This is a genomic window from Bacteroides faecichinchillae JCM 17102, assembly GCF_000614145.1.
Lineage (GTDB): Bacteria > Bacteroidota > Bacteroidia > Bacteroidales > Bacteroidaceae > Bacteroides > Bacteroides faecichinchillae.
This window is the reverse complement of sequence record NZ_BAKK01000004.1, coordinates 108585-133620: the sequence shown is the minus strand read 5'-3', so window position 1 is coordinate 133620 and position 25036 is coordinate 108585. Positions and strand designations below refer to the sequence as shown.

Here is a 25036-nt window from a genome sequence, read left to right as displayed (position 1 = left end):
AACTATCTGCTATTTTTGCTAATTATTTGCTCCTCATAATAATTGTGATAAGTAAATCTGGGGCATAGCATTGGAACGGAATAGAGAAACAAGCGGCTGGGCGTGATTATAATCTGGTTGACTATGGGCTGATGGAAGATTTCACAGTTTTACATCCAAGTAAAACTTGTCTTGTGTATTTTTATAGTTGAATTTTGTAAACATCAACAACTAATATTTTTATGAAACACATTTTATTACTATTATTCCTATTCGGAATTCTTTTTTCTTCAGAAGCGCAAAAAAAAAGAGGTACGACGAAAATATGATGTCGCAGCTTTTTTATACCCTGCTTATGCGTCGGACGATCCTCGCTTACGCCCTTTCTGGCCAATGGGCATTGGAGAATGGGAAACTGTAATGACTATCCAGAACCGTTATCCTAACCATTATTGGAATCGAAAACCTTTATGGGGATATATTAATGAAGCAGATCCGACAGTAATGTCTATGGAAATTGAAGCAGCTGCCAATCATGGAGTAAATGTCTTTATTTTTGACTGGTATTGGTATGATGGACGCCCCTTCATGGAGACAACCTTGGATAATGGTTTTCTAAAGGCTGATAACGTTTCTAAGATGAAATTCTATCTGATGTGGGCCAACCACGATGTACTAAATTTGTGGGATACGCGTTTAGCACGTATTAATGAAAACAACGTCATCTGGACAGGGAAAGTAGATCGACAGGAGTTTGAGAAGATTTGTAAACGTAATATCGAAAAATATTTCAAGCATCCTCAATATTATAAGATTGATGGAAAACCGGTATTTATGATCTATGATATCCCTCAGTTGATTACAGGATTAGGTGGAATCAAAGAAACTACCGATGCTTTAAACTGGTTTAAACAAGAGATAAAGAAAGCAGGTTTTCCTGGATTGGAACTCCAAATAACAATGTGGGGAGTTAATTTGAACTATAGTGGATTTGATGCGGGGAAAACCACCAGTCCTGAAAATGAATTTGTGAAAATACTCGGCTTTACAAGTGCTACTCATTATCAATTTGTACACTTTACGAATGTGGATGATGAATACCCTAATATAGTGGATCGAGCAGAAAAAGAATGGTATCGTATTGATTCCATATTCGATTGTAAATATTATCCTCATGTCAGTGTAGGATGGGATAATAGTCCGCGTACTGGACATAGTGCGGTAATGAGAAATAATACACCGGAGAATTTTGAGAAAGCTTTGAGAAAAGCACGTGATTTTGTAGATAATCATCCCTGGCAAGCTCCTCTCATTACAATTAATAGTTGGAACGAATGGACGGAAACAAGCTATTTGATGCCTTGTAACGTGTATGGCTACGGCTATTTAGAAGCTGTGAAAAATGTTTTTATGAAATAATTTATTTCAATTCTATTTCGTGGCGTGTTCTGATTTTAGAGGAGAGGTGAAAAGATAAAATGTGTGCGTATTCCTTTCAAATGAATAATTGAAGAAACAAGAATAAAACCCTGATATAGGTTCTCTAATAGATAACTCATATCAGGATTTTATTTTATATTAATAATGTCTATTTGTATGAGCGTGTGCCTTCTTTTTAAAAAGACTTTTTCCACCTATGAAAAGCAATCTTGGAACCCACAATATAAAATAGATGAAAAGGCTGATAACAAATACATAGCCTATCTGGGAGAACATTTCGACCCATGGACGTGTATAAACAATGATAGCTATAATGTTAATAATGAACGCAAGGACAAAGCACAATATATAGATATTTCTTTCTCTCTTGATTTTTTTTGAAGTTATGACGATATCTTTCATGGCTTAAAATTTCATGTATGGTATTTTATATTCATCCGGGAAAACAATGCAACGTTCTTCTTCCATAGACTGGTTACCCAGTAAGCAAAGTACTGAAGAACAATAAGCTTCTTCTACAACATCCTTCGCTTTTTCTCCGGTGATGCATGATTGACAGAAAGAAGAAAGAATAGTATCTGATCCGTCCTTTTCGAATCCAACCATACTCAAACCGTTGCTGACGTTGCTACCTCCATCGATTACAAAGTGCGGTGTATATTCCATCTTGGTTTCGGGGCGCCAGCTAGGACCGGCTGTAGGGATAGCGGCAAATACTTTATCCTTTACCTGATCGATTAATTGGCGGATACCGGTGATGGAATGGTCTTCTTCCAGATAATAAAGTCCTTTTGACAAATCCATCGTTCCTTTATGTCCCAGAATTTGTTCTTCCATTCCATTGAATTTGTTAGAGATCAATGACTCGTAAGCAATCTTTGCTCCGTTGGAATACCGATAAGTCACATTTACACTATCATAAACTTCCCGGCCGTCTTTCCAGTAAACGATGTCGCCCATACCCATGATGTGTGTTGGCATTTTATGTATTGCCCAGTTGCAGACTTCCAATTGATGACTACCCAGTTCGGTCATCAAACCGCCGGAACTTTCCTTATAAAGTCGCCAGTTAATTTTACGTTCCAACTCTGGTGAAGGAACAGGACGTCTCCAATCTGCATTACGGAACCAATGGCATCGCATTCCTACTACCTCTCCGATGAGTCCGGAATGAATCATTTGCATTGCCTTGATATATTTCTCATCATACATACGTTGCATACAAAAGTAAAGCACTTGGTTGGTATTCTGATAAGTATCGTACACCGTTTTACATTCTTCTAGAGTACGTGCCATTGCTTTTTCGCAAAATACATGTTTGCCGGCGGAAAGAGCATCCAATGTAATACATGCATGCCAATTAAGCGGAGTAGCGATGATAACTCCGTCAATATCTTTAGATTCCAGCAATTTCTTGTAGTCCGTATAAGTTTTTGCATTCGGGAATAATTCCTGTGCAGCTTTCAGATTGGGAGGATAATTGTCACAGATAGCAACTACCTGTGCATGGGGGATCTCTTTGAGGTTGTGAAGGTGGTATTGTCCTCTGGATCCTGTACCGATAACAGCTACCCGCGCTTTTTCACTGCTGATTTCTTTTAGCTTTTCTGGTGTGCAAGAAGTGAGCCAAGGAGTACTCGCCAATAATGCACTTCCTCCAGCAATGTATCCCAGACTTTTAATGAATTGTCTGAGACTAAGGTCTACACCTTTTTCTGTATTGTTCTTCATTGTTTATAATGTATATATTATTCCTTTTATATTCTTGAAATTCGTGTTGATTTGTTCCCGTTGTTGTTCATTGGCAATCATCCAGACTGTGCTAAGTACTTCGGCGTCTAGAGGATCTTCGGAAACTATGGTACTGGCTTTCCGTTGTTCGTCATAGACACCAGTGAGTGGATTGATAATATGTCCGGTGTATTGCCCGGTATTTCCCGAGGTAGATAATGTTGTATCATTGAGATCAAATTCATTTAACGGAATTTGGTTGTATGGATTGAGAAAACTAACTTTCCAGCATTTTCCGTAAGGATGATGCCCGATGCCCATAATGGAACTGTTGCCAAAATTGACAAACGCATTCTTAACGTTTGCGCAAACGATCATCTTCCTGATTTTTTTTAGCGCATATCCCTTGGCAAATCCTCCAAAGTCGAATGATAAATCCGGTCGATTGGAAGAAATAAAACAGTTGCTATGGAAATTTACCTGTGAGAAGTCTTTTAGAGTTATATCGAACAAGTGAAGTGTTTGTTCGTAATATTGGCGGCAAAGCTGTAACATGGTCCATAGCTCTGTGCTTATTGGGGTTTTATTCACTGAAAGATGTTTGTTTAGAAGAGCCACTTCACTTTGAGGGTTGAAACGATCAAGCATCTTCTCCAAACATTTCAGCTCTTCTACAATAGCTGACCATAACTTATCTGCTAATGTTGAGTCAGGATGAATGAGTAAGATGTCGAGCCGGGTTCCCATGATGTGATTCATAAATCCATGAAACATCGATTCGTTTTCATAATATGTACTTTGGACTTCTAACATGTAACGGTTACTTTCTAATTGTCGTATTTCGAACTACAAATATATGAGAAATCCTTTGAAGATGTTCACGAATAAGATAAATTAATACCCTAGCTGTCTTATTTATGAGATAAATACCTATCTTTGTGGCACTTTTTAGTAAAAAAGCAAACTCAAATTAATAGATAGATATAAGAAATGGCACAAGAAGACGTTTTTAAGAAACTTGTATCGCACTGCAAGGAATATGGTTTTGTATTTCCTTCGAGCGATATCTACGACGGACTAGGCGCTGTATATGACTACGGTCAGATGGGCGTTGAATTGAAGAACAACATAAAGAAATATTGGTGGGACAGCATGGTACTGTTGCACGAAAACATCGTTGGTATTGACTCTGCCATCTTTATGCACCCAACTATCTGGAAGGCTTCCGGACACGTTGATGCATTCAATGACCCTTTGATTGACAATAAAGATTCTAAAAAACGTTATCGTGCTGACGTATTGGTTGAGGATCAGTTGGCTAAATACGATGATAAGATCAATAAAGAAGTAGCTAAGGCTGCAAAGAAATTCGGTGATGCTTTTGATGAGGCTCAATTCCGTTCTACTAACGGGCGTGTATTGGAACATCAGGCAAAACGTGACGCATTACATGCACGTTTCTCCAAGGCATTGAATGATAATGATTTTGAAGAGCTTCGTCAGATTATTCTGGATGAAGAAATTGTGTGTCCGATCTCCGGAACAAAAAATTGGACAGAGGTTCGTCAATTCAACCTGATGTTTTCTACTGATATGGGATCTACTTCGGATGGTGCTATGAAGATTTATCTTCGTCCTGAGACTGCACAGGGGATTTTCGTGAACTACCTGAATGTACAGAAAACAGGTCGTATGAAGGTTCCTTTCGGTATTGCTCAGATTGGTAAGGCTTTCCGTAATGAAATTGTTGCCCGTCAGTTCATTTTCCGCATGCGTGAGTTTGAACAGATGGAGATGCAGTTCTTTGTAAAACCGGGAACAGAACTTGACTGGTTCAAGAAATGGAAAGAAATCCGTCTGAGATGGCATAAGGCTCTGGGATTCGGTGATGATCACTATCGTTATCATGATCATGATAAACTGGCTCACTATGCAAATGCTGCAACTGATATTGAATTCTTAATGCCTTTTGGTTTCAAAGAAGTGGAAGGGATTCACTCCCGTACTAACTTTGACTTGTCTCAACATGAGAAATTCTCAGGAAAGAGTATTAAGTATTTTGATCCGGAATTGAATGAATCTTATACTCCGTATGTGATTGAAACTTCTATTGGTGTAGATCGTATGTTCCTGAGTATCATGAGTGCAGCTTATTGCGAAGAACAATTGGAAAACGGTGAAAGTCGTGTTGTACTGAAATTACCTGCTGCGTTGGCTCCGGTTAAACTGGCTGTTATGCCGTTGGTAAAGAAAGATGGGCTGCCTGAGAAAGCTCGTGAGATTATTGATGATTTGAAATTCCACTTCCATTGTCAATACGATGAGAAAGACAGTATCGGTAAACGTTACCGTCGTCAGGATGCGATCGGTACTCCTTACTGTGTGACTGTCGATCACCAGACATTAGAAGACAATTGCGTGACATTGCGTAATCGCGATACAATGCAGCAAGAGCGTGTGGCTATCTCTGAACTAAACAATATTATTGCAGACAGAGTAAGCATCACTTCTCTATTGAAAACTTTACAATAAACCTTTGACGAATGAGTAAAAAAATCTATTTATTCTCTTTAATTTTGTTGGCTTTGGCCTTTGTTTCTTGCGAAGAAACTGAGGAGGTTGGTCGTTATGATAATTGGCGTGCACGAAATGAGGCTTTTATAGACTCATTGGAGAACGTTTATGAAACGCTTCCGAATAGAGGTGGATTAGAGCGATTCAGCATGTACATAGATCCAGGAAGATTTATTTATTACAAAGTAAAAACACCTGTCACAACAAATAAACTGAATCAGGATATGATAGGACGGAGACCTACAAGTGCTTCAACGGTTACTACTTATTATAAGGGTATGAATATCCTTCGTGAACGTTTTGATGGCTTTTCGGGGGATAATCCGAATCTGAATGAGTCGAATGCCAATGAAGGAGAAACAAAGGCTTCAAGTTTTGAATTGGGAAGTGTTATTTCCGGTTGGCAGGAAGCACTTCAACATATGGTTGTAGGTGATCGTTGGGAAATTTACATTCCTTGGCAATATGCGTATGGAAGTACGGGCGATTCTAAAGGTCAGGTAGAGATTTTAGGTTATTCTGCATTGATCTTTGACTTACAGTTGCTTGATACTGATTATCCAGCAGCAGTGGATGAAGAATAGAATATACGAAGATTATAAAAGAATAACGGCCTGCTTCTCGAAAAGAGACAGGCCGTTATTCTTTTATTCCATTCAGAATTGCCGGATTGGAAGATATCTTATACCTTTGTAACTATTTCCACTGAAAGTATCTTCTGTAATTACTATTCTTTTCTGCAATAAAGTCTATTTCTTGGTCTCCATAATAACCTACTTTAACCTTGTATCCTTTATATAAAAGATGATTGTAAACTATATTTTCTCATAAAAGGCTTTGTTTGCTCAATATAACCTTTTTTTTTGGATACTTTAGGAAGCTTCATTCTATTAAAAGTTTGAAGTATGTTCTGGAATGTATTGTGGCATTTTAATAATGTAGTTAACGAATTCGATAAGCTCCAATTGCTTTCTTCACCGACCCATGTAATAACAATAGTTCCTGGGCTTCTTCGTGATTCAAACCTAACTCTTCCATAATCATTCGAGTTCCCCTTTCCACTAGTTTATGGTTGCTGAGTTGCATATTTACCATCTTGTTCCCCTTTACTCTCCCAAGTTGAATCATGACGGAGGTACTAATCATATTCAGAATCATTTTCTGTCCTGTACCAGATTTCATGCGGGAACTTCCTGTCACATATTCCGGACCGACGATCATTTCGATAGCTACATCTGATTCAGCGGCCATAGGAGAGTCCGGATTACTGGTAATACATCCAGTCAGAATACCATTTTTACGAGCTTCTCGTAAAGCACCAATTACGTAAGGAGTGGTACCAGATGCAGCAATACCAATTACTATATCTTTATCATTGATATGATGCTCTGTGAGTTTTTTCCATCCTTGATCCGTATCATCTTCTGCACCTTCCACTGGATTTCGTAGAGCGGAATCACCTCCGGCAATTAATCCGATTACCCAACTAGGAGGCATACCGAATGTCGGAGGAATTTCGGAAGCGTCGAGCACTCCCAAACGTCCGCTAGTTCCGGCTCCCAGATAGAAGATACGCCCTCCTTGTTTCATTCGAGGGACAATCTGATTGACAAGCTTTTCTATTTGAGGAATAGTTTGTTGTACTGCAAGTGCAACTTTTTGGTCTTCCCGATTGATATCTTCCAATATCTCCCGGACGGATTTTTTCTCCAAGTCGTTATAAAGTGATGATTGTTCTGTGATTAACATAATTACTCTATCTTATTTTAAACGTATTACAAGTGAAGAGACATTATCGGTGGTATTGAATTAATCCTTCCATTGGACTTTGGAGTATTTTCCCTAATTTTAAATCTGTTTGTTGCATAGCCTCTTGCAAAACCTCTTTATAGTAATATGCAATAGAGCCGATAAAGTGTACCGGATAATATTTATAATCATACTGCATTACATTTCTGCGAAGGAAAGCGAGAAAGCTGTTGAGTACTAATGAATGAATAGCAGGTTCTTCAATATGTTGTGCCAGGAATGGGGATAGGCTGGCAAGAAAACGATTAGGAAAGGGTTGGCGGTAGACACGATCTATAATTTCTGGACTAGTTAAATTAAACTGCTTCAGGAAAACCTCTTTTAGTGCAGGAGGTAATTGATTTTTTAAGATATCGCCAACTAACAGTTTACCTAAAACGGCACCGCTTCCTTCATCTCCCAGAATAAATCCCAGAGGAGATACATTATCCACGATTTCTTCGCCATTATAGAAACAGGAGTTGGACCCTGTCCCCAGAATACAAACAATCCCGGCTTCATGTCCACATAAACTATGGGCAGCAGCTAGCATGTCCGAGTTTATTTTAATATTCCCAATGGCGGGTAGACTGTCAGCGATTGCACGACGGATGATAGGAGCTTTCTCAGGTGTACAACCGGCTCCGTAAAAGTAAACGGCGTCTAACTTCCCTTCTGGTAATTGGGGTAGAAGGGTGGCGGTTAGTTCACGTTGAATATCTTCTTCCGTTTGGAAGAAAGGATTCAATCCTTTTGTTCCTATTCGTTGAATGGGCGTGCCGTTGAGTGCAACACACCAGTCGGTTTTAGTAGAACCACTGTCTGCTATTAGTATCATATCATATTTTCTTTTTAGATAGAATATAACTTCATTTATACTTTTCTACCGAATGATTCATCCAAGCGTTTGCGAATCATCCATGCAGCGATAATCCCCGGAATGGTACAAATACAAACCCAGATAAAAAAATAAGTATAACCAATATGCTCTTGTATCCATCCGGCAGGCATACCCGGGATCATCATACCAAGTGCCATGAAACCGGTTCCAATGGCATAATGTGCTGTCTTATGTTCTCCGTCAGCAATGTATATTAAATAAAGCATATAAGCTGTAAAACCGAATCCATAGCCTAACTGTTCAATGGCTACACAAATTGATATGAACAGGGGACTGCTGGGAGTGGTAGCTGCCATCCATACATAAAGCAGGTCCGGCAAGTTGATTGCCAGTGCCATGGGTAATATCCATTTTTTTAGACCGTCACGTGAAACGAGGAAGCCACTAATAATGCCCCCAACTAATAGAGCTACTACCCCTATTGTTCCATAAATCATGCCGACTTTTCCGGTGGAAAGAGCTAATCCTCCCAAATCAGCTTTGTCGAGTAAGAAAGGGGAGGCTATTTTTGCTAGTTGTGATTCTCCCAACCGATAGGTGAGGAGGAAGAAAAACATCAGAGGTAGATTCTTTTTTCGGAAGAAAGAGAAGAATGTTTTAAAGAAGTCTTCCAGTAATTTTCTGGGTGTTAATCCTTCACGTTTTACGTCTGCCTCAGGATGCGGAAGAACTAACCGATGATAAAGAGTCAGAGCGAGGAAAAGTCCTGCCATCAGATAGAAGATAATACTCCATGCCAAAGGGGTATTGCCTTGAGATGTTTCTAACCAACCTGCCAGCATGACAAGTATACCTTGGCCGAAAATATTGGCAAAGCGATAAAACATATTTCGAATGCCGACAAAATAGGATTGTTCTTTGTTGGTAAGCCCAAGCATATAGAATCCGTCTGCTGCAATATCATGGGTAGCGGAACTGAATGCCAATAACCAGAAAAAGGCAAGGGTGAACTGTACATAATGTGCTGTCGGAATAAAGAAAGCAATTCCGGCAAATCCGGCACCAATAAAGCTCTGCATAGCGATAATCCAGGCACGCTTTGTTTTTATCAGATCGACAAAAGGGCTCCACAGTGGTTTGATGATCCAAGGCAGATATAACCAGGAGGTATAGAGCGCAATATCTGTGTTTGATAATCCCAGACGTTTATACATGATGACAGCGATAGTTATCACTGCCACATTGGGGAGCCCTTCTGCAAAATAGAGAGTGGGAATCCAGCTCCAGAGATTTTTATTTCTTGTTGTCATCAGGGTGATGTTGTTTTATTAGTATTTTTTCTTAATAGTACTTCCTGGATAGTAGTGGGATAGTATTTCATTATATGTGTATCCTTGTTCTCCCATAACGGCTGCACCGATCTGGCAAAGTCCGACTCCATGCCCCCAACCGGCTCCGGTAAGAATAAAAAGGGAAGGAATTTCTTCTTCCCCTTCTTTGTCAATGATAAAAGCAGAACTATAGAGGTGAGAGGAAGAGAGTGTACGGCGTATTTCCAACTCTTTTCCTATGATAAGGGTACGTAAAGTCCCTACTATTTTTAGCTTTACGATACGTCCGGAGGTTCCTCGTTCTATTGGAATTAAATCTATGATTTTTCCAAAATCTATTCCTGAACGGTTATGTATCAATTGAGAAAGCTCTTGTTGTGTATAAGTTACTTTCCAACGATAAAAGTCAGTAGTTTCCTGATCGTAATTGTTGAGTACCTGATTCAATATTTTCCTGTCTTGTGTATTACAGAAAGCGGTAGGAGAGGTACGAATCCATTGATCTGCTTCCGATTTTATGGTCAGATCGGGAAGTTCGTTTGCTGTTGTATCATCGCGTTTACCAACCAGATAGGGATGTTTCACATTCTCCCAACAATTTTGAAACTCCTCTAGACTCCGCCGCAACATTTAGAAAACCGAGCATCACAAATGTGATTTTCGAACATAAGCACTTCTCCTCGCGTAGAAAAAACAGCTTCGGTAACTTCGGAAGTAGAAGTACGTGTAATTCCTTGATAACGTTGGCAATGATCATCAGCACAAACGTCAAAATGAGTGTGTGCTTCGTGGTCGTACCACTTGATAAATGAAGAATGAGGAATGGGGTATGAAGAATGGGCTGCGCTGTCAGTTTTCATCTGGAACACCTTATCATTTCTTACTTTTAACTTTTCATTCTTCATTCTTAGTTTTTCATTTTCCCGTTCTTCGATTTTGTTAAGTAACCAACTTCTGGAGATTACAGCATGTGCTTTTAGTAATTCTAAAGAAGCGGTTGCGCTCATTTCGGATGAAATAACACTTGTCAGGTAATCTTCTATAGGGATAATGTTAATAGCAGTGAGTTTCTTCTCTTCTATAATTAGCTTTAATGTTCCTTTGAAGCGCTGAGGCTCTTTACGTTCCCAGTGGAAGTTGATGCCAATAGTGACATTTTTCAATTCAAAGAATGCAGAATTAGAAAGTTGTGGTGAAAAAGAAATTTCATCATACAGATTCCCCTCCCAATATATTTTTCCTTCTTTATAGACAGCCTTTTGATCTCCTGCGGATTCTATTTTATCAGAGGAAACAAATGTTTCCGGAAAAGAGAATTCAATCTCTTTTCCGGAAAGGATTCCGACTGTTATTAGAGGTTCTTTCATAAAGCTGTTTGAATACGGTTGATAACTTGTTCCAACTCTTCTTTAGGCATAGAAACTTCGCGGCAGATAGAATGTATCTTTTCCGGAGTTAATTTAGGAATATCTTCTTCGCGTGCAATCGGGAATATTCCGCACATTTCGGCAATAGCTGGGCTGATAAGTATTTGTTCATCTCCTTCTGCATAGTAACAGTCCGGTCGGTGTTTGCTACGTAAAAAGAGGATACAGTTATAACGAAACGTCAGGTCATGTATTTCTTCTTTATAGTCACGATAGAAGTCTTTATTTTTTTTCAGTCCATACCAAGCGAGGATGTTCATCAGGGGCTCCTTGCCTTTATTCTCAGTGGCAAGGATATCATAGATGACTTTGAATAGGAGAGACATCTCCTTTTTGTTTTTTGTTTTGAGGTAAAGAGCACTGACCGGGTCGTCAGTATAAGACAGAGCTTTGCTGTCAGTTGCAAATAACTCGCTGACATGCCAGTCGTTCCATATCAAAGCTGATAGATTTTCTCCTTTAGCAGCCGCTTGGAAATGAGCATGATCAGGGGCAGAGGCTCCACATTCCGGACCATTATACATTAATAGATATTCTTTCAGGTTTTCTGTCAGTTCTATTAAATCTTCAAAGCGGGTGGTGATAGATTGAGGTGTATGATTAATTGCAGCTATTGTTAGGTGCTCTTTGAATATAGGATAAGGATTGACTAGTATCTGATAATTCTTATAATTAACAGCCTTTTGTTCTGTCGGTCGATTTCCCTGGCAAAGAAAACAAGGGCGAGCCTGAATAGAAGAGGCGTCTGTTTGAGCAGCTGTGGAGAGAATTCGTTTGGGATTGGGGAATACATCCACGTATATCCACCAGCCCTCTTTGTACTGTTTGATTGATTTAGATTGTCTGCGATAACCTCTGAGTGTGTGATAATTCTCCTTAGCTAGTTCCCAAGAGTGAATTTGTTCTGTAAACAGTTGTTCTATCTCTTCGGACAGATTCTGAATCCCTTTTAGTTGCAGAATTCTCTTTTGCAATTCCCAGCTACGTAGACGGTCTTTATAGAAATTATTCTGATTGACTTTTTCAATAGGAAGTGCCGCATCCGAATTTCCTTCCCAACGGCGGCACAGATAGACTACATCATATACTCGTCCTATCTGATAATCTCGTGAAATTCTTAGTCCGAGAGCATAGTCTTCGCCATAGCTCGTGTTTGGAACATTGATTTCACGAAGTAATGGAGTGAAGAATGCGCGGGGAGCTCCAAGACCATTGATGCGTAATGCATTATTTCGTCCGTTTTCGGGTGTCCATTCTTTGTGGTCTATGATACCGGGTGCAATTTCATTCATATTAAAGTCCGTCATCATATAGGTACCAATCACCATAGCGCAGTTCTGTTGATAAAATGCGTCTACCATGATTTGTAGCGTATGTTCGTCTTTATACACGTCATCGCTATCGAGCTGAATGGAAAACTTACCGCATTTTTCGTGATGAACACCTACATTCCAACAACCTCCGATCCCAAGATCTTCTTTTTCAGGAATTACATGGATCAGTCGTTTGTCTGCACTGAGTTCACGAAGAACTTCGGTAGTTCCGTCTGTAGAATGATTGTCGATAACGATTACATTGAACGGAAAAGATGTTTGTTGGCACAAAGCGGAACGAACTGCATCTTTGATAGTACGGATGCGGTTACGTACGGGAATAATGACGGAAGCCTCAATATCGAAAGTAGAAGATGAAAAATTAATGGGCTGAAAATTGGGAGCCAGATATCCGCCAATAACTTTCAGATGATTGGTGCATACTTTTTCCATTTCAATCTGTACTTCCCGATTTTTCGGATTAACATAGTCAAATTGTTTCTCTCCACTTTTCCGATGATCATCTTCTATTTCTGTATATAGATATTCGTTGATATGTTCCAACTTGTTTTTCTGAGAAATCTTGAGTCGCAGATCATATAAACCTGCATATTGGTAGTTCTCTTTAAAGCTCTTTACCGCTTTTCTGAAAACATCGGATTGAAACAATAATACCGAACCGAAATCAAAATCATCACGCAAACTACCTAATTGATAATCAATGACAGGAGCTGTTTTCCGAGCCCCATCTATCTGCTGAAAATGATCGGCATAAGTCATACCTGCCTGAGTCATTTCCATAACTTGCACCATTCGTTCAAGAGCAAATTGCCCGAGTTTCAATTCTGTGGGCTTAGTATATAATAAGGCGTATGGAACATCGGAATGTGCTGCAATGGCTTTCATTGCTTGTGTAGATAGGAAGTTATTGACAGAGATCAGTTCACAGCCCGGAATACAGACATTGGTAATTTCCGGTGCCATTAAATAAATTTTGTTCACTAACTCTGATGCACGTAATTCTTTTACTGTTTGCATACTTTCTTTTAGCCTGCTAAAAGGAAGAAAACAGTTGATTATTGCTTTCATTTCTTATTTGTTATTTTATGCTACGGGTAGCAGATACTACATGCTTATCTTTTCTTATGATGAGCAGACAAAGTCCTAAAAAAGTAAAGAATGCGTTAAGTATCAGTAGCTCGTAACTGATTTGATATCCATTGAACCATGCTTCCGAATTACTTTGAAGAATGTAGCAAAGTATGGGAGAAAGAATGGCTACGAATGGAATATATTTATCGTTTATCTGTTTCTTGGTGAAAATACCAAAAGCAAACAGACCGAGAATCGGTCCGTATGTATAGCTGGCTAAAGTATATACAGCGTCGATAACACTGGTATTATTAAGCAAACCGAATACAAATATGACTATACCCATTACAACTGCCATGCTGATGTGAACCCGTTTACGAAGTTTGCTCAAAGTTACTTCTTCTTTCCTTTTTGCGTGCAATATGTCTACTGTAAAAGAGGTAGTCAGAGCTGTTAATGCTGATCCGGCAGCGGAATAGGCGGATGAGACTAATCCTATAATAAACAAAATACCGACGATATCGGGGAAATAACTACTGGTTGCTATCATAGGAAAGAGCTCATCACTCTTTGACGGAGCAGTAAGTCCTTGCTGTGCAACGAATGTATAAAGTAATACACCTAACATCAGAAAAAGTAAGATGACAAAGAATTGTGAGATACTGCTGGTGATCATGTTTTTTTGAGAATCCCGGAAGTTTTTGCAACTCAGATTGCGTTGCATCATATCCTGATCTAAACCATTCATTGCGATAACAGTGAAGACTCCTGCCAAAAATTGTTTGAAGAAATATCGTTTGTCGTTGATATCGTCAAAAAAGAATATACGTGAAAGATCACTATCTGAGATCGTATTTACTAATCCTCCGAAATTAAGTTTCAAATCCGAAGCGATATAATAAATACACAGCACAACCGAAACAACCAGGCAAAAAGTTTTCAGAGAATCTGTCCAGATCAGCGATTTCACTCCTCCGCGGAAGGTATAAAGCCAAACCAAAGCTACGGTAACGGCTACATTCAGGATAAACGGAAGATGGAAAGGTTCGAATACAAGCAATTGAAGGGTAAGGCATACCAAGAAAAGGCGGACGGCTGCCCCCAACATTTTAGAGATAAAAAAGAACCAAGCCCCTGTCCGGTATGATGAAGTTCCAAACCGATTTTCCAGATATTCGTAGATGGACACCAAATTCATTCGATAGAACAGAGGGACGAGTATAAACGCAATGATGAACTGTCCGACAATAAATCCAAGTACCATTTGGAGATAGGAAAAGCAACTGCTCCCTACCATACCCGGCACAGATACAAAAGTCACTCCGGAAATAGTAGAACCTATCATAGCAAAAGCTACTACATACCAACTGGACTTTCGGTTGCCTACAAAGAATCCTTCGTTGTCTGTTTTCCGTCCCGCAATGTATGAAACGGTGAACAATAATGCAAAATAGGCAATGATGGTGATGGTTACGGCAATCGGACTCATTTTGTGTTATTTTTCATTTCTTTCCTACAAAAGTAGATAAAATCTCATAGATACACTTATTCTTGAGCGTTTTTTATTCCGGGGGTGCCGCCGGTTGCATTTTTTGAGGAGGTCCAGTTCTTGCTGAAAGCAGAAGCTAGCTCCGGTGATTTTTTCTCCAGGGATACACCTTGTTTCCTTTTCTTGTCGGCATGTATCTGGTCGGAATAGCCGCATTTATCAATAAGTCGGGGCTGTTCTTCATTGGTGACTATGGCAAGATAACCTCCTTCATTGTTTATTCGTGGAAACTTCGTTGTTTCTATCATTGTTTCCCCACTTACTTTATGCTTTTTAATCAAAGTACTTACCGATTTGGTGAAACAAACGTATCCATGAGACGGAACGTTTATGACTTGACTACCGTCAGATGGCTCTAACATCGCTGTTGTAGTGGTTTGTGTCGCACCGGATTCATCAGCAACATACCTTAATAATTTGAATGGTGGAATAGAAACCATCTGATCCGAAGGATTGTAAAGCTCTATATATTCTGCACCATCTGTTGCGTTGTCATACATGACCTCATTGAATACTAACAGATTTCTCACATTTTCCGGATAACTAGGTATATCAGGATCTTCCGGGGTATCCGGTTCATCGGAAGTATCCGGATTGTCGGGAACCTCTTCCGATCCGTTCGGATCAGTGGTCGTTTCCACATCACCTGAGAGTTGAATGTGATGAAATGTAAATCCGTTGCAACGACTTTTGGTATAAACACAGTATATACCACAATATTCAGAACTTTGGAAACTTGTATCTCTTATCTGTTTTTCTTTCGTATATTCATTTTCTGATTCCAGTCGCGTCCAGAAAGTCCAGTAACCATTGTCGTCACATTCTACTTTGATATACAGTTTAGGAGAGTTGTTTCCTTTCATTAATTCTCTTCCTGAAGCGAGTAATACAGATTTATTCTCATTCTGACGATAAAGGGCGACATTATCTTTAACTCCTCCAATTTGGAGATAATAACCATTTAGGGTATTGGATAAAGTAGCTGTTGAAGAGGTAAGATAAAAGCGGGCATAATTATTAGCAGAAGGATTAAAAGTTAGTTTCGCCCCGAACTCCCAACGGGTGTTTCTTACCGTTGAAGAAGGAAAAGCGAGATAAGCTGTTCCGGCAGCTTCTTGTGGATCATCCAGTCGTACTCCCTCTTTTGAGGTAATTGTAAATTTGTCGGTTTCTCCTAACCAGGCAAGTTGATTTACAGAATCATCATTTCCCTTTTCTTCCTTTGCTTCATCTTCAATGTTTAGTGCGCAGCTGCCGAAGATGAGGCAGCATATCATGCTGAATAATTGATAGAACTTCATACGGTCGATTTTATTTGTTGTTTAGGGCCGTATGGGCTTTTCTCGATTTCGGCTTTTGATACCACAAAGATACGGTAAAACTTTCGGAATACGCCTATGAAGTCGATTCTTTTTTTTCTTTCCTCTTGTCCCATCTGTACGAAATTATTCACTACGAAACTATACCTATAATTAGCGATGAGTAACTTGGAGTATCTGGAAAAAACGCCATCTTTGGCTTTTAATCTATCAAAGATAGCCTTATAGGGAGATGTTTTAGTATGTAGAATCACTTTCCTTCATAGTCATATTTTTAAGTAACTGGCTATGATCTAGTAGATTATGATGAAGCATCTTTTATGGTGACATTTCTATGTTTGGTTTCTATTAAAAAATGCTGTTAAATAAGGCATGGTAGTAACTAAAATGTTTCTTCATTATATGTTGCTGATTGATAGGGTGGTATAAGTAAATATGACATGAAGCAAACATATTTTCATTTGCTGGAAAAACGGGTAATATGCCAGAAAAAAGATTTCAATGTTTTTTTCAAACACCCCAATGATTGAAAAAACATTTGAATAAACAAAAACAAACTTCTCATAGTTTAAACGGACCGTATCATTTGTTATAATTGACCGCTTGATTTTATTCAATCCATAGCTTGATTTTAAATATGGTATTATTTAAGAACTTGGTCATAAATATCATCTAATGAAAGAAATTCATGATTAAATGGTTCAACTATCTGGGCTATATTAAGTAAATTGTTAGGGGGATGTAATTCATAATATTTTTATTTGTGTTTCAGTTCAAGGTTGCATTTTTGTTAAATATAGTATGAATTTTGATATGTCTGTTATATGTAGACTGAGATTTGTAATAGATTAACAAACAAGCAATAATAAAAACAAGCGGTTGTTTTCTTAAGTATACCTCTCATGTATATTAAGAAAATAACCGCATTGCTTTTCCCAAAGCTACCTTTAATTCTTCGGCAATAACTAAATTGATGTATTTTTCATAAAACATAAATTGGGTTTTCCTATCACTGCTTCATAATTGGAGGGTGAGGGACAAAGCCATTGATAAACGCAATTACTGCAAGGTTCCTGATTACGGATTTTGAGCCATGATTTTCCTTCAGTTAATTCATGATAAACAACGCTATGCGGTGTATCATTGACTGTTCCGATGGAAGGATCATTCAAATTTGCGTATATTTTCCCATCGGGTAAAACGATTAAGTTGCCAAACGAGAAAATATTTAGCTTTTGTTGGATGAAAACCTGGCGTTTAGATAGTTCGATTCCCGAAATACTTTCTGAATCTATATATAGATTGTTTTCAAAGAAAGATAAATTCTCTTCGGTATATATAGGTACTATTTCTACTTTGGATAGTTCGTTCTTTTCTATACAAGAGTTTGCATTCTCATATTCTTCTTCCGAGCGGATAAGAAATATAAAAGAAACTGGAGGTAACTGCTTAATGACTTTCATTAATTTTTTTATCACTGAATAATCGGATACAAGTACTGTATATGAAATCGCCTTATTCTCCCAATCCTGATTCGTTTCTATGTATTTTAAGAAATCATTATCCAGACAATAGACTGATATTCTTCTAAATCCAAAATCCAGAATGTCTGATAATAATCCTTTAAAGTTAGGGTATGATGCTATATCCCCACTAATGCCATTTCTCTCAGATAACTACATGAACGGGCATTCTTAACAAATGATGAAATAATTCCATGATGGAGTACCGAACTTGTTTGGACCGGGTGGTATATTGTTTGTTTGGTATAAGCAATATTTCCATAATAACTTCCATTGATGTGGATAATTATTTTGTGAAGGTTATCTATAATATGACCATCAATACCACGTTTATGTTCCCATTCGTAATATTTTACGTCATCCTGCACTTTGAGCTCAGGTTTCATTGATACCGGTCTTTTATTTATGCCGTCATCTAAAACCAACTGACCGCTTTCCGAGGAGATAATTTCATCTACCCATTTCTTGATCTGTGGCTTTTGTAGAAGTTCTTTTGACAAATCAATTCGATATAATTGATCAATATCGAGTAAAGACTTAGTCAAATTAGACAGTTCTCTCTTGTTCTCAAAATAGATCTTCTTGTAATTTTTTGCATTATAGATACATCCTCTATCTTGCTTTACCCATAAGAAAGTATCCGGGTATAAAATCAACCAATATTTTTTCATATTATTATCATCTTACTACAACGTTTTTTAAAATTTTGTTATAAAGCTCTGGATGTTTGTCCAAATAGTCTAAGCAATATTCTTTATGCTTTTCATGTTGCTTAGTCGAGCAATAACTGTTACATTTGGAGGTTTTATCATGTATATCGTCTATTTGGTATACACATTGCATACACATCTGCTTAACTCCACAAGTCTTGCATTGATTGATATATTGGAATATATATTCATTATGTTGTTGGGCTGCTTGCTCCAGATCTAGCTCCACTTTTTTATCAGTAATCTGTCCTAATGCAAATTCATGATTTATTTTTTCACATTGAAGAATACGCCCTTTTACAGTAATAAACATTTTTTTTGAAAAGGGAGGGCAAGTACCGGATGGTGGGTTTGGAATACCTGTTCTGCCTAGTATTAAATCATTGCAATTGTCAAATACGTTTCCTGTCATGTAGTGAATGTAATTAAGAAGTGCACTAGTTTCTGGCTCTTTAATAAATAATTCTTTTTTTAAAGCTTCGCAATTAGTTGCTTTTTTTATGCTCTCAGACATATTCTGATAAGTTTGATAAAACTCTTTCACTTTATCCTTGCGAATACCTGAGTTGTTTAATGGTGAAATTGCAGGTTCTTTTCCAAACTCATCTTTAATGAAACGATAAGCCGATTCCACTCCATTTCGATTATGTAGAACAGAATTAAACATCACCAAATGATCGAAATATGCAGGATACTTAGAACGCAATAACTGTATATTAGTAAAAACTTTATTGAATGAATTCTGACCTTTTGCATCTATGCGATAACTTTGACCTTTTTCGTCTCCATCTAAACTAATCAATAAACGGAATTCTTTTTCAACCAAAAAATCCATGTATTTATCGAGTAGCATTGCATTAGTAGTCATATTATAATGAAATTTTTTACCTATAGGATTTAAACTCTCCAGATAATCAATAACCTGTTGGATAAAGGGCACATTTAGCAATGGCTCTCCACCATAAAATCCTATTGAGATCGGCTTATTCACGTCAGCGCAATACTGTTTTTTCCAATATTCATAAAGATAATCAATGATTAGTTTTGCTTTGTGAAAAGGAAATTTCAAATTTTCTCTTTGATCGTAACCTTCATATAAATCTGCGTATCCACAGTATTTACAACGTAAATTACAGGCATCCGTTACTTCAAAGATCAACTGATTTAAGTTCATTAAATTATATTCTATATCCATCAGGGATATTCTTCTAAATTTATCCATTGTCTTATTCTTTGATTTTAACTAACATTAATATAGGATTGTCATCTTCTTTTAGCTTTGAGGCAATTTCTTTTAATTCTCCCTCTAATTTGCCAGTTTCATAATCTTTAAGTATTCTTTCAGCGCTTCTAAAAACAATACCTGTATTATGAGGTAAAGTAGTCTTATTGCCTTTCATAGGGAAGGATATAGGAAGACGTGTACCAAGCCGATAGAAATTGTTGGATTTTATGTCGTAAATTATACAAGTACCTATTGGGAATTCTTCAACGAATTCCTTTTTATATGCCATCATGAAAATGTATCTATCAGTGAATATATCAACTCCTACCAACATTGGGGGATTCATCTTATGTGCAGATGGCTTTTTTATCATTATTGGTGATAATTTTCCATCTTTTAAAGAATAAAGAGTGTCATCTGCAAATTCTGTGATCATAATATTATGAGTGTTTTGCGCTAAAGGAAATATGCTTATTTCGTGAGTCATTGTAATCTCCCCATTTTTTATTGTATAGGCTTGATTCCCCATTCTATTTGGTATGGTATAATTGAAAGGGGTCACTTTTCCTGTCTGTTTTGAAATAAAGAAATAAGGATTATCTCTGTTTTTGATATTTTCTTGATTCATATTTTCCTTTGGCATATTTTCTGTTTTATCCTCAAAATAACAATTATAACAAAAAAGATAATCTTTATCATAATTCATTAAACATTCAGGAATAAACATTCGAGGTAAGACTAACCTACGTTTAAATTTCCCATCGATCGAATAAACAAAAATCTTACTTGTGAAAATATCTTGAATATATAATTCATTTTTTTCTTCATCTAGAATGATGTTATGTATATGACTATACTCTTCCTGACTTCCTCCTCTACGGTTGAAAGAATATAGACTTTTTCCTTTGCGGGTGAAAATATTAATTTGACCGTTTGCATTATAATAAATAATATAACGGTCTGAAACAACATTTGGTTTCCCATCAACTAAAATACTATCATTCGTTTCTAATGGGATATATTCTATATTTTCGATGATATTCTCAAGAGCAATTTGCTTTTCAGGACGCTTCGTAATGTCAAGAACCGCAAGGGCTTTATTTGTAGGCTCATTAGAACAGTTTGTTGTAGATTTGGTAGAACAGCCTATAAATGCTAATATACATGTTATAATAATTGGATATTTCATGATACTTTATATAATAAAATTTAAGGATAAAGTAATTATTACCATATGAATACCTCTGAGAAGGTATGAATTTAAGACCTTCTTTTAAATGGGTTCATAAAATGATTAATAAGAGACAAGATAACTCTCTCTACAATATTGTAGAGAGAGTTAAAAAAATGTGCTCTAATTTATTGATTCATTAATAATCAAGTGGCTTGTTGGCTTATCACTTGCTAATAGCATTTCTTTCATTTGAGTCATGCGTGCTAGTTTTAGAACCGCCTTGATTCGCACTATTATTATCAGTTGTACTAGAACCTCCATAATACGTATCATCAGGACCTTGTTGTGAACCTTCGTATTTGCATCCACAAGTAGCGGAAGGACAACTGCATGTACAACCACAAATGTAAACTTCAGGTAAATCATAAGGACCATAAGTGCCATCACCACCTGTCAAAGCATTCATTTCCTTTCTTGTCATCTCGGCCTGACCAAGACGATGTAAATTCAAACTTTTTAAATTTTTCATCTTTAATTAGTTTTAAAAGATTAATAATAAGAAAAACTGTCGCAATACAATATCTTTCATTTCTCACTTCTTAATATTTGTCAATATCTTTTCAGCAATAAAATAGATGATTTAATTGATAAATACTAATACATAATTAGTTGTCAATAATGCACACACAGTGCGGTAATTGTGAAAACATCAACTAAATATCATCGGTAAAGTCATAAAAGAGATTGCTTTTTATATATCACCGACATATAGTCGGCTGCGAGAGTCAAACTTCCCTGTAAAGATTCAACATCTTTTCTCGGAAAATAGTCAGATCATATTTTTCCAGAAACCTGCTTCGAGCGTTTTCTGCTAGAATCTTTGCAAAGTCGGGGTGCTCAATCAGTTGTATCATTTTAGCAGACAATGCATCAACGTCAATAACCTGTTGTTTACTATCATTCATAACAGGTACTTTCAATCCTGAAATGCCATCTTCTACAATCTCGGATAAACCTCCTGTATCTGATACAATAACAGGTAGTTGATTCATCATCATTTCAATAGCAACGAATCCAAACTCCTCATGGAGAGAACTCATAATCCCTATATCTGCTATATGATAAAGTTCATATAGAACTTCCTTCTCTATTCTTCCGGTAAAAATTATTTGTGACCAGATATCTTTGGCTTCTTTCAGCCATCGATTAAAACTTCCATCGCCTGCTATCAGTAATCTGGCATTAGTATATGTTTCCAGCACTTTCCTGAATGCCTGAATAAGAAAAGCGATACCTTTCACTTCATCCAGACGCCCGGCAAAAATCAGTAGAGGGATTCCTTCCTGAATGTAATATTTATGTCTAAGGATTCGTTTGTGCTCTTCATCTACAGGTATATAGCAATCCTTTAGTGCGTTGTTTATTAATACGGTTTTCTTTGCATCTATCCGGCAGATACTTGTAAATGAGTCCATAGAATGACGTGCAATGCAAACAAACTTATCACATTGGGCAATCATTTTAGCATTTTCTTTCACGTCTTTGACAATGCTCTGCTCGCTATAATCGCGTTTTTTAGGCCTTTTTGCGAGAATCCGCTTGAGCTTGAGATTATCTCCCAACAAAGTAAAACTCCAATTGGAATAATGCGCGACTAATATGACTTTGCATCTAAACATTTTTTTTAGGTTGCTAACTAATGCCGGATTACCCATAAAATTCAGATGGAAGATATATTCAACGCCTTTCTCTACAGGAATGAATTCTTTTAGCAAATAAGCAATGTTTCGTGCATAATACTCACGACCTTGGGGATTACTGTAACTCGTACTCGGAATAGAGATTAATTGATATCCTTCTTGTTCTGTTACCGTCACTTCCTCCCCTTCTACATGAATATAGATGAGGCCAAATTCAATCTCTTCCTCTTTCAGACAATCGGTCAGTTGTGCAATATACGTTCCAATCCCATATACGGCAGCACGCGAACTACTGTTGAATATATAAACTTTCTTTTTCGTCATAAATTTTCCTCCTGCATCATTTTAAGTCCTATTCCTGCATGACCTCCTCTGATTCCTAAATTTCTTCCTACAATAAAATTGAGGGGATCTTTTATACGAATTTTAGCTATAAATCTGTCCAGAAAATCCGTTTCGTTGGATGTTTCATTCTTATTGATAATATCCTGTAGAATACCGGCGAGACGAAAACTTTCTTTATCATCTGGAGTGCTTGCTTGTAGAGCTTGTGCTAAATCAATGATATATCTTCGAAAATACATGAGTACTCTCTGCCTGCACAACGACTAATTACATAGGTTGCAATTCCTTTCAATCCATTTTCCATCGAAAAGTCCTTCACTCTCCTGACATCTCTCTCTAAAATTTGGTTATCCAATGCCTTCAGCACTTCGTCCGGATCTGCTTTTACGAAATGGTTTCTAATTAAATATTCCATTCCCCAGCCAATGCCAGCCAATCCATTCCCGAAATTAGGGGAACAGTCGATGTGTATTTCTGCATAAATTTCATCAATGAGTTCTCCCGCAAATTTTTCATATCTTTTGCACTTCGTATATCTGGAATAATTCATGAAAAATAAAATAATTCCCATTTTACCTTCAAACAGCCCGATATTGCTAGTAAAGCTACTGTGTAGCATTAAATACCTGGCGGTACGTTGTAATACTTCGTGTTTATTCATAAGCTTTCATTTAATATTTTCTTCATAGGTAATAATATACGTTCCAGCAGAGACAGATCATTTGTGATGATATCTGCCTGACCTTCCATTCCCGAGACGAAAGGCAGTACTTTGTCATAAGTAGTCGTTAGCCCATCCGGCAAATCGATTTCAACTACATAATGATTTTTAGCCTCTACCTTGACCGAAATGAGAGAGATATTTTGTATCTTTCCTTTTACCAGACCGAATTCGTTATCCGGGTAATTGCTGAATCTAATATTTACCTTCTGACCTACTTTTACCTTTCCTGATCGTTCGGCAGGAAGCAGGGCTTTTCCAATCAATTTATTGTTGGATGAAGGAATAACACTAAATGCGATATCACCTGAAATGATATTTTGGTTCTCAATCCAATAATTAGTGAATGTAACTTTTCCGGGTATGGGCGCAATCAATGCATAGCTTATTTCCCATGCTTGTATTTCTGTTAATAGCTGAATGGTCAATGACTTCAGCTGAGTGGTCAGTGTGCTCTCTTTATCGATGTATTGATATTCAGTATCCAGTAAATTTTCTTTCATTTCTGCTAATTGAATATGCAGATTCTCAAGTGTAGAATGCATATTCTCCATAGAAAGCTGTCCTCCGATATATTGATTGTAAGTAGTTTCCAATGATTTGCCCGAGACTGCCCCCTTTATGTGTAGAGTCGAATCTCTTTGATATTGTTTATATGCGATTGCCAGTTGTTGGCTCACCAGTTCTTCCTGATACAACATATCCCGGTAGCGTTTTTTATTTCTGCTGATCCGATCTTTCATTATATCTATCTTGTCCTGATAGTACCCTAGTTTTCTGAACTGAATATATTGGGATAATGCCAGGTAATAGGATGAATAAAGTGCTTGACAGAGCCCCAGATTCATATCTTTTAGTGGCAATGAAACGATTGAATCGGGATATGACATATATTTATGCAAGAATTTCTTCAGATAAAGAATGTCTGCTGTTTTAGCCGGATTCTCTATGACTGCAAGATAATCTCCTGTCTGTACAAGTTGATTGTCCTGTACAAATAACTCTTGTAGCTTACCAGATGACTTTGCTACGATGTTTGCAGCAGGCTTGCTTCCGGTAAGTGTAATGGTAGATGTGATGGTATCCGGGTATTTGAATATGCTACTGCCGATTAATAAAATAACGACGATGATAGCAACAGTGGTAATACCCCAGCGTAGTATCCATGGGGGGATACCACTCAGAACTTCTTGGAATTCTTCACTTCTGAGTTCTATTATATCTTCTTCTTTTTTTTCTTGCTCTTTCATCATA

The 25036-nt window shown here is 37.4% G+C and carries 21 protein-coding genes and 1 pseudogene; 4 read left to right on the top strand and 18 right to left on the bottom strand.

Going from position 1 to position 25036, the window contains the following annotated elements:
- Positions 1-372: 372 nt before the first annotated feature.
- Positions 373-1398 (top strand): glycosyltransferase WbsX family protein, encoded by a 1026-nt coding sequence (locus JCM17102_RS03450; protein WP_025074000.1) that lies wholly within the window; start codon positions 373-375, stop codon positions 1396-1398.
- Between the two features lie 177 nt (positions 1399-1575).
- Positions 1576-1800, top strand: a complete 225-nt coding sequence (locus tag JCM17102_RS30600; protein WP_025073999.1) for a hypothetical protein — start codon at positions 1576-1578, stop codon at positions 1798-1800.
- Between the two features lie 24 nt (positions 1801-1824).
- On the opposite strand, the gene JCM17102_RS03440 is transcribed toward JCM17102_RS30600, so the two are convergent.
- Entirely contained in the window at positions 1825-3150 is a 1326-nt protein-coding gene (locus tag JCM17102_RS03440; RefSeq protein WP_025073998.1) for a Gfo/Idh/MocA family protein, read from the bottom strand.
- 3 nt (positions 3151-3153) lie between these two features.
- Positions 3154-3924 carry an FAD:protein FMN transferase gene (locus JCM17102_RS03435; RefSeq protein WP_025073997.1) on the bottom strand — a complete coding sequence of 257 codons (771 nt, stop codon included), beginning with the start codon at positions 3922-3924 and terminating at the stop codon, positions 3154-3156.
- A 216-nt stretch (positions 3925-4140) separates the two neighbouring features.
- Here JCM17102_RS03435 and JCM17102_RS03430 point away from each other — a divergent pair, with 216 nt between their 5' ends.
- Together JCM17102_RS03430 and bamJ are read left to right on the top strand one after the other, a co-directional pair.
- Positions 4141-5682, top strand: a complete 1542-nt coding sequence (locus JCM17102_RS03430; protein ID WP_025073996.1) for a glycine--tRNA ligase — start codon at positions 4141-4143, stop codon at positions 5680-5682.
- Between the two features lie 11 nt (positions 5683-5693).
- On the top strand, positions 5694-6308 hold the full coding sequence (gene bamJ, locus JCM17102_RS03425; RefSeq protein WP_025073995.1) for a BamJ family beta-barrel-assembly machinery protein: 615 nt from the start codon (positions 5694-5696) through the stop codon (positions 6306-6308).
- Positions 6309-6666: 358 nt separating this feature from the next.
- On the opposite strand, the gene murQ is transcribed toward bamJ, so the two are convergent.
- The 16 genes and pseudogenes from murQ to JCM17102_RS03350 all read right to left on the bottom strand — a co-directional run bounded on the left by murQ (position 6667) and on the right by JCM17102_RS03350 (position 25035).
- Complete coding sequence (gene murQ / locus JCM17102_RS03420) at positions 6667-7473, bottom strand: N-acetylmuramic acid 6-phosphate etherase (RefSeq protein WP_025073994.1); 807 nt, start codon at positions 7471-7473, stop codon at positions 6667-6669.
- A 43-nt stretch (positions 7474-7516) separates the two neighbouring features.
- Positions 7517-8350 carry an ATPase gene (locus JCM17102_RS03415; protein ID WP_025073993.1) on the bottom strand — a complete coding sequence of 278 codons (834 nt, stop codon included), beginning with the start codon at positions 8348-8350 and terminating at the stop codon, positions 7517-7519.
- A gap of 35 nt (positions 8351-8385) precedes the next feature.
- The gene (locus tag JCM17102_RS03410) at positions 8386-9663 is read right to left on the bottom strand and encodes an MFS transporter (RefSeq protein ID WP_025073992.1); all 1278 of its coding nucleotides are present in this window, start codon (positions 9661-9663) and stop codon (positions 8386-8388) included.
- 18 nt (positions 9664-9681) lie between these two features.
- A pseudogene (locus JCM17102_RS26005) lies at positions 9682-11051 on the bottom strand (SpoIID/LytB domain-containing protein).
- A complete protein-coding gene (locus JCM17102_RS03400; protein WP_025073991.1) occupies positions 11048-13513 on the bottom strand; it encodes a DUF4922 domain-containing protein in 2466 nt (821 codons plus the stop codon). Before JCM17102_RS03400 ends, JCM17102_RS26005 begins: the two are co-directional and overlap by 4 nt.
- Positions 13514-13523: 10 nt before the next feature.
- Positions 13524-15005, bottom strand: a complete 1482-nt coding sequence (locus JCM17102_RS03395; RefSeq protein ID WP_025073990.1) for a sodium:solute symporter — start codon at positions 15003-15005, stop codon at positions 13524-13526.
- A 56-nt stretch (positions 15006-15061) separates the two neighbouring features.
- Complete coding sequence (locus JCM17102_RS03390; protein ID WP_025073989.1) at positions 15062-16366, bottom strand: lamin tail domain-containing protein; 1305 nt, start codon at positions 16364-16366, stop codon at positions 15062-15064.
- A gap of 983 nt (positions 16367-17349) precedes the next feature.
- A complete protein-coding gene (locus tag JCM17102_RS21835) occupies positions 17350-17847 on the bottom strand; it encodes a hypothetical protein (RefSeq protein ID WP_051572730.1) in 498 nt (165 codons plus the stop codon).
- Between the two features lie 179 nt (positions 17848-18026).
- Entirely contained in the window at positions 18027-18578 is a 552-nt protein-coding gene (locus JCM17102_RS21830; protein ID WP_033886493.1) for a hypothetical protein, read from the bottom strand.
- 7 nt (positions 18579-18585) lie between these two features.
- Positions 18586-19839, bottom strand: a complete 1254-nt coding sequence (locus JCM17102_RS03375; protein ID WP_025073987.1) for a radical SAM peptide maturase — start codon at positions 19837-19839, stop codon at positions 18586-18588.
- Between the two features lie 4 nt (positions 19840-19843).
- Positions 19844-21031 (bottom strand): DUF4934 domain-containing protein, encoded by a 1188-nt coding sequence (locus tag JCM17102_RS03370; RefSeq protein WP_025073986.1) that lies wholly within the window; start codon positions 21029-21031, stop codon positions 19844-19846.
- Positions 21032-21239: 208 nt separating this feature from the next.
- On the bottom strand, positions 21240-21545 hold the full coding sequence (locus JCM17102_RS03365; protein WP_025073985.1) for a TIGR04149 family rSAM-modified RiPP: 306 nt from the start codon (positions 21543-21545) through the stop codon (positions 21240-21242).
- A 256-nt stretch (positions 21546-21801) separates the two neighbouring features.
- Positions 21802-23040: a TIGR04157 family glycosyltransferase gene (locus JCM17102_RS03360; protein WP_025073984.1), complete on the bottom strand. Its 1239-nt coding sequence runs from the start codon at positions 23038-23040 to the stop codon at positions 21802-21804.
- Positions 23037-23300: a hypothetical protein gene (locus tag JCM17102_RS21825; protein WP_033886492.1), complete on the bottom strand. Its 264-nt coding sequence runs from the start codon at positions 23298-23300 to the stop codon at positions 23037-23039. The genes JCM17102_RS03360 and JCM17102_RS21825 overlap by 4 nt, the downstream gene beginning before the upstream one ends.
- The gene (locus tag JCM17102_RS21820; RefSeq protein WP_033886511.1) at positions 23270-23722 is read right to left on the bottom strand and encodes a lanthionine synthetase LanC family protein; all 453 of its coding nucleotides are present in this window, start codon (positions 23720-23722) and stop codon (positions 23270-23272) included. The genes JCM17102_RS21825 and JCM17102_RS21820 overlap by 31 nt, the downstream gene beginning before the upstream one ends.
- Positions 23719-25035 (bottom strand): HlyD family secretion protein, encoded by a 1317-nt coding sequence (locus tag JCM17102_RS03350; protein WP_025073983.1) that lies wholly within the window; start codon positions 25033-25035, stop codon positions 23719-23721. Before JCM17102_RS03350 ends, JCM17102_RS21820 begins: the two co-directional genes overlap by 4 nt.
- Between the last annotated feature and the right edge of the window lies 1 nt (position 25036).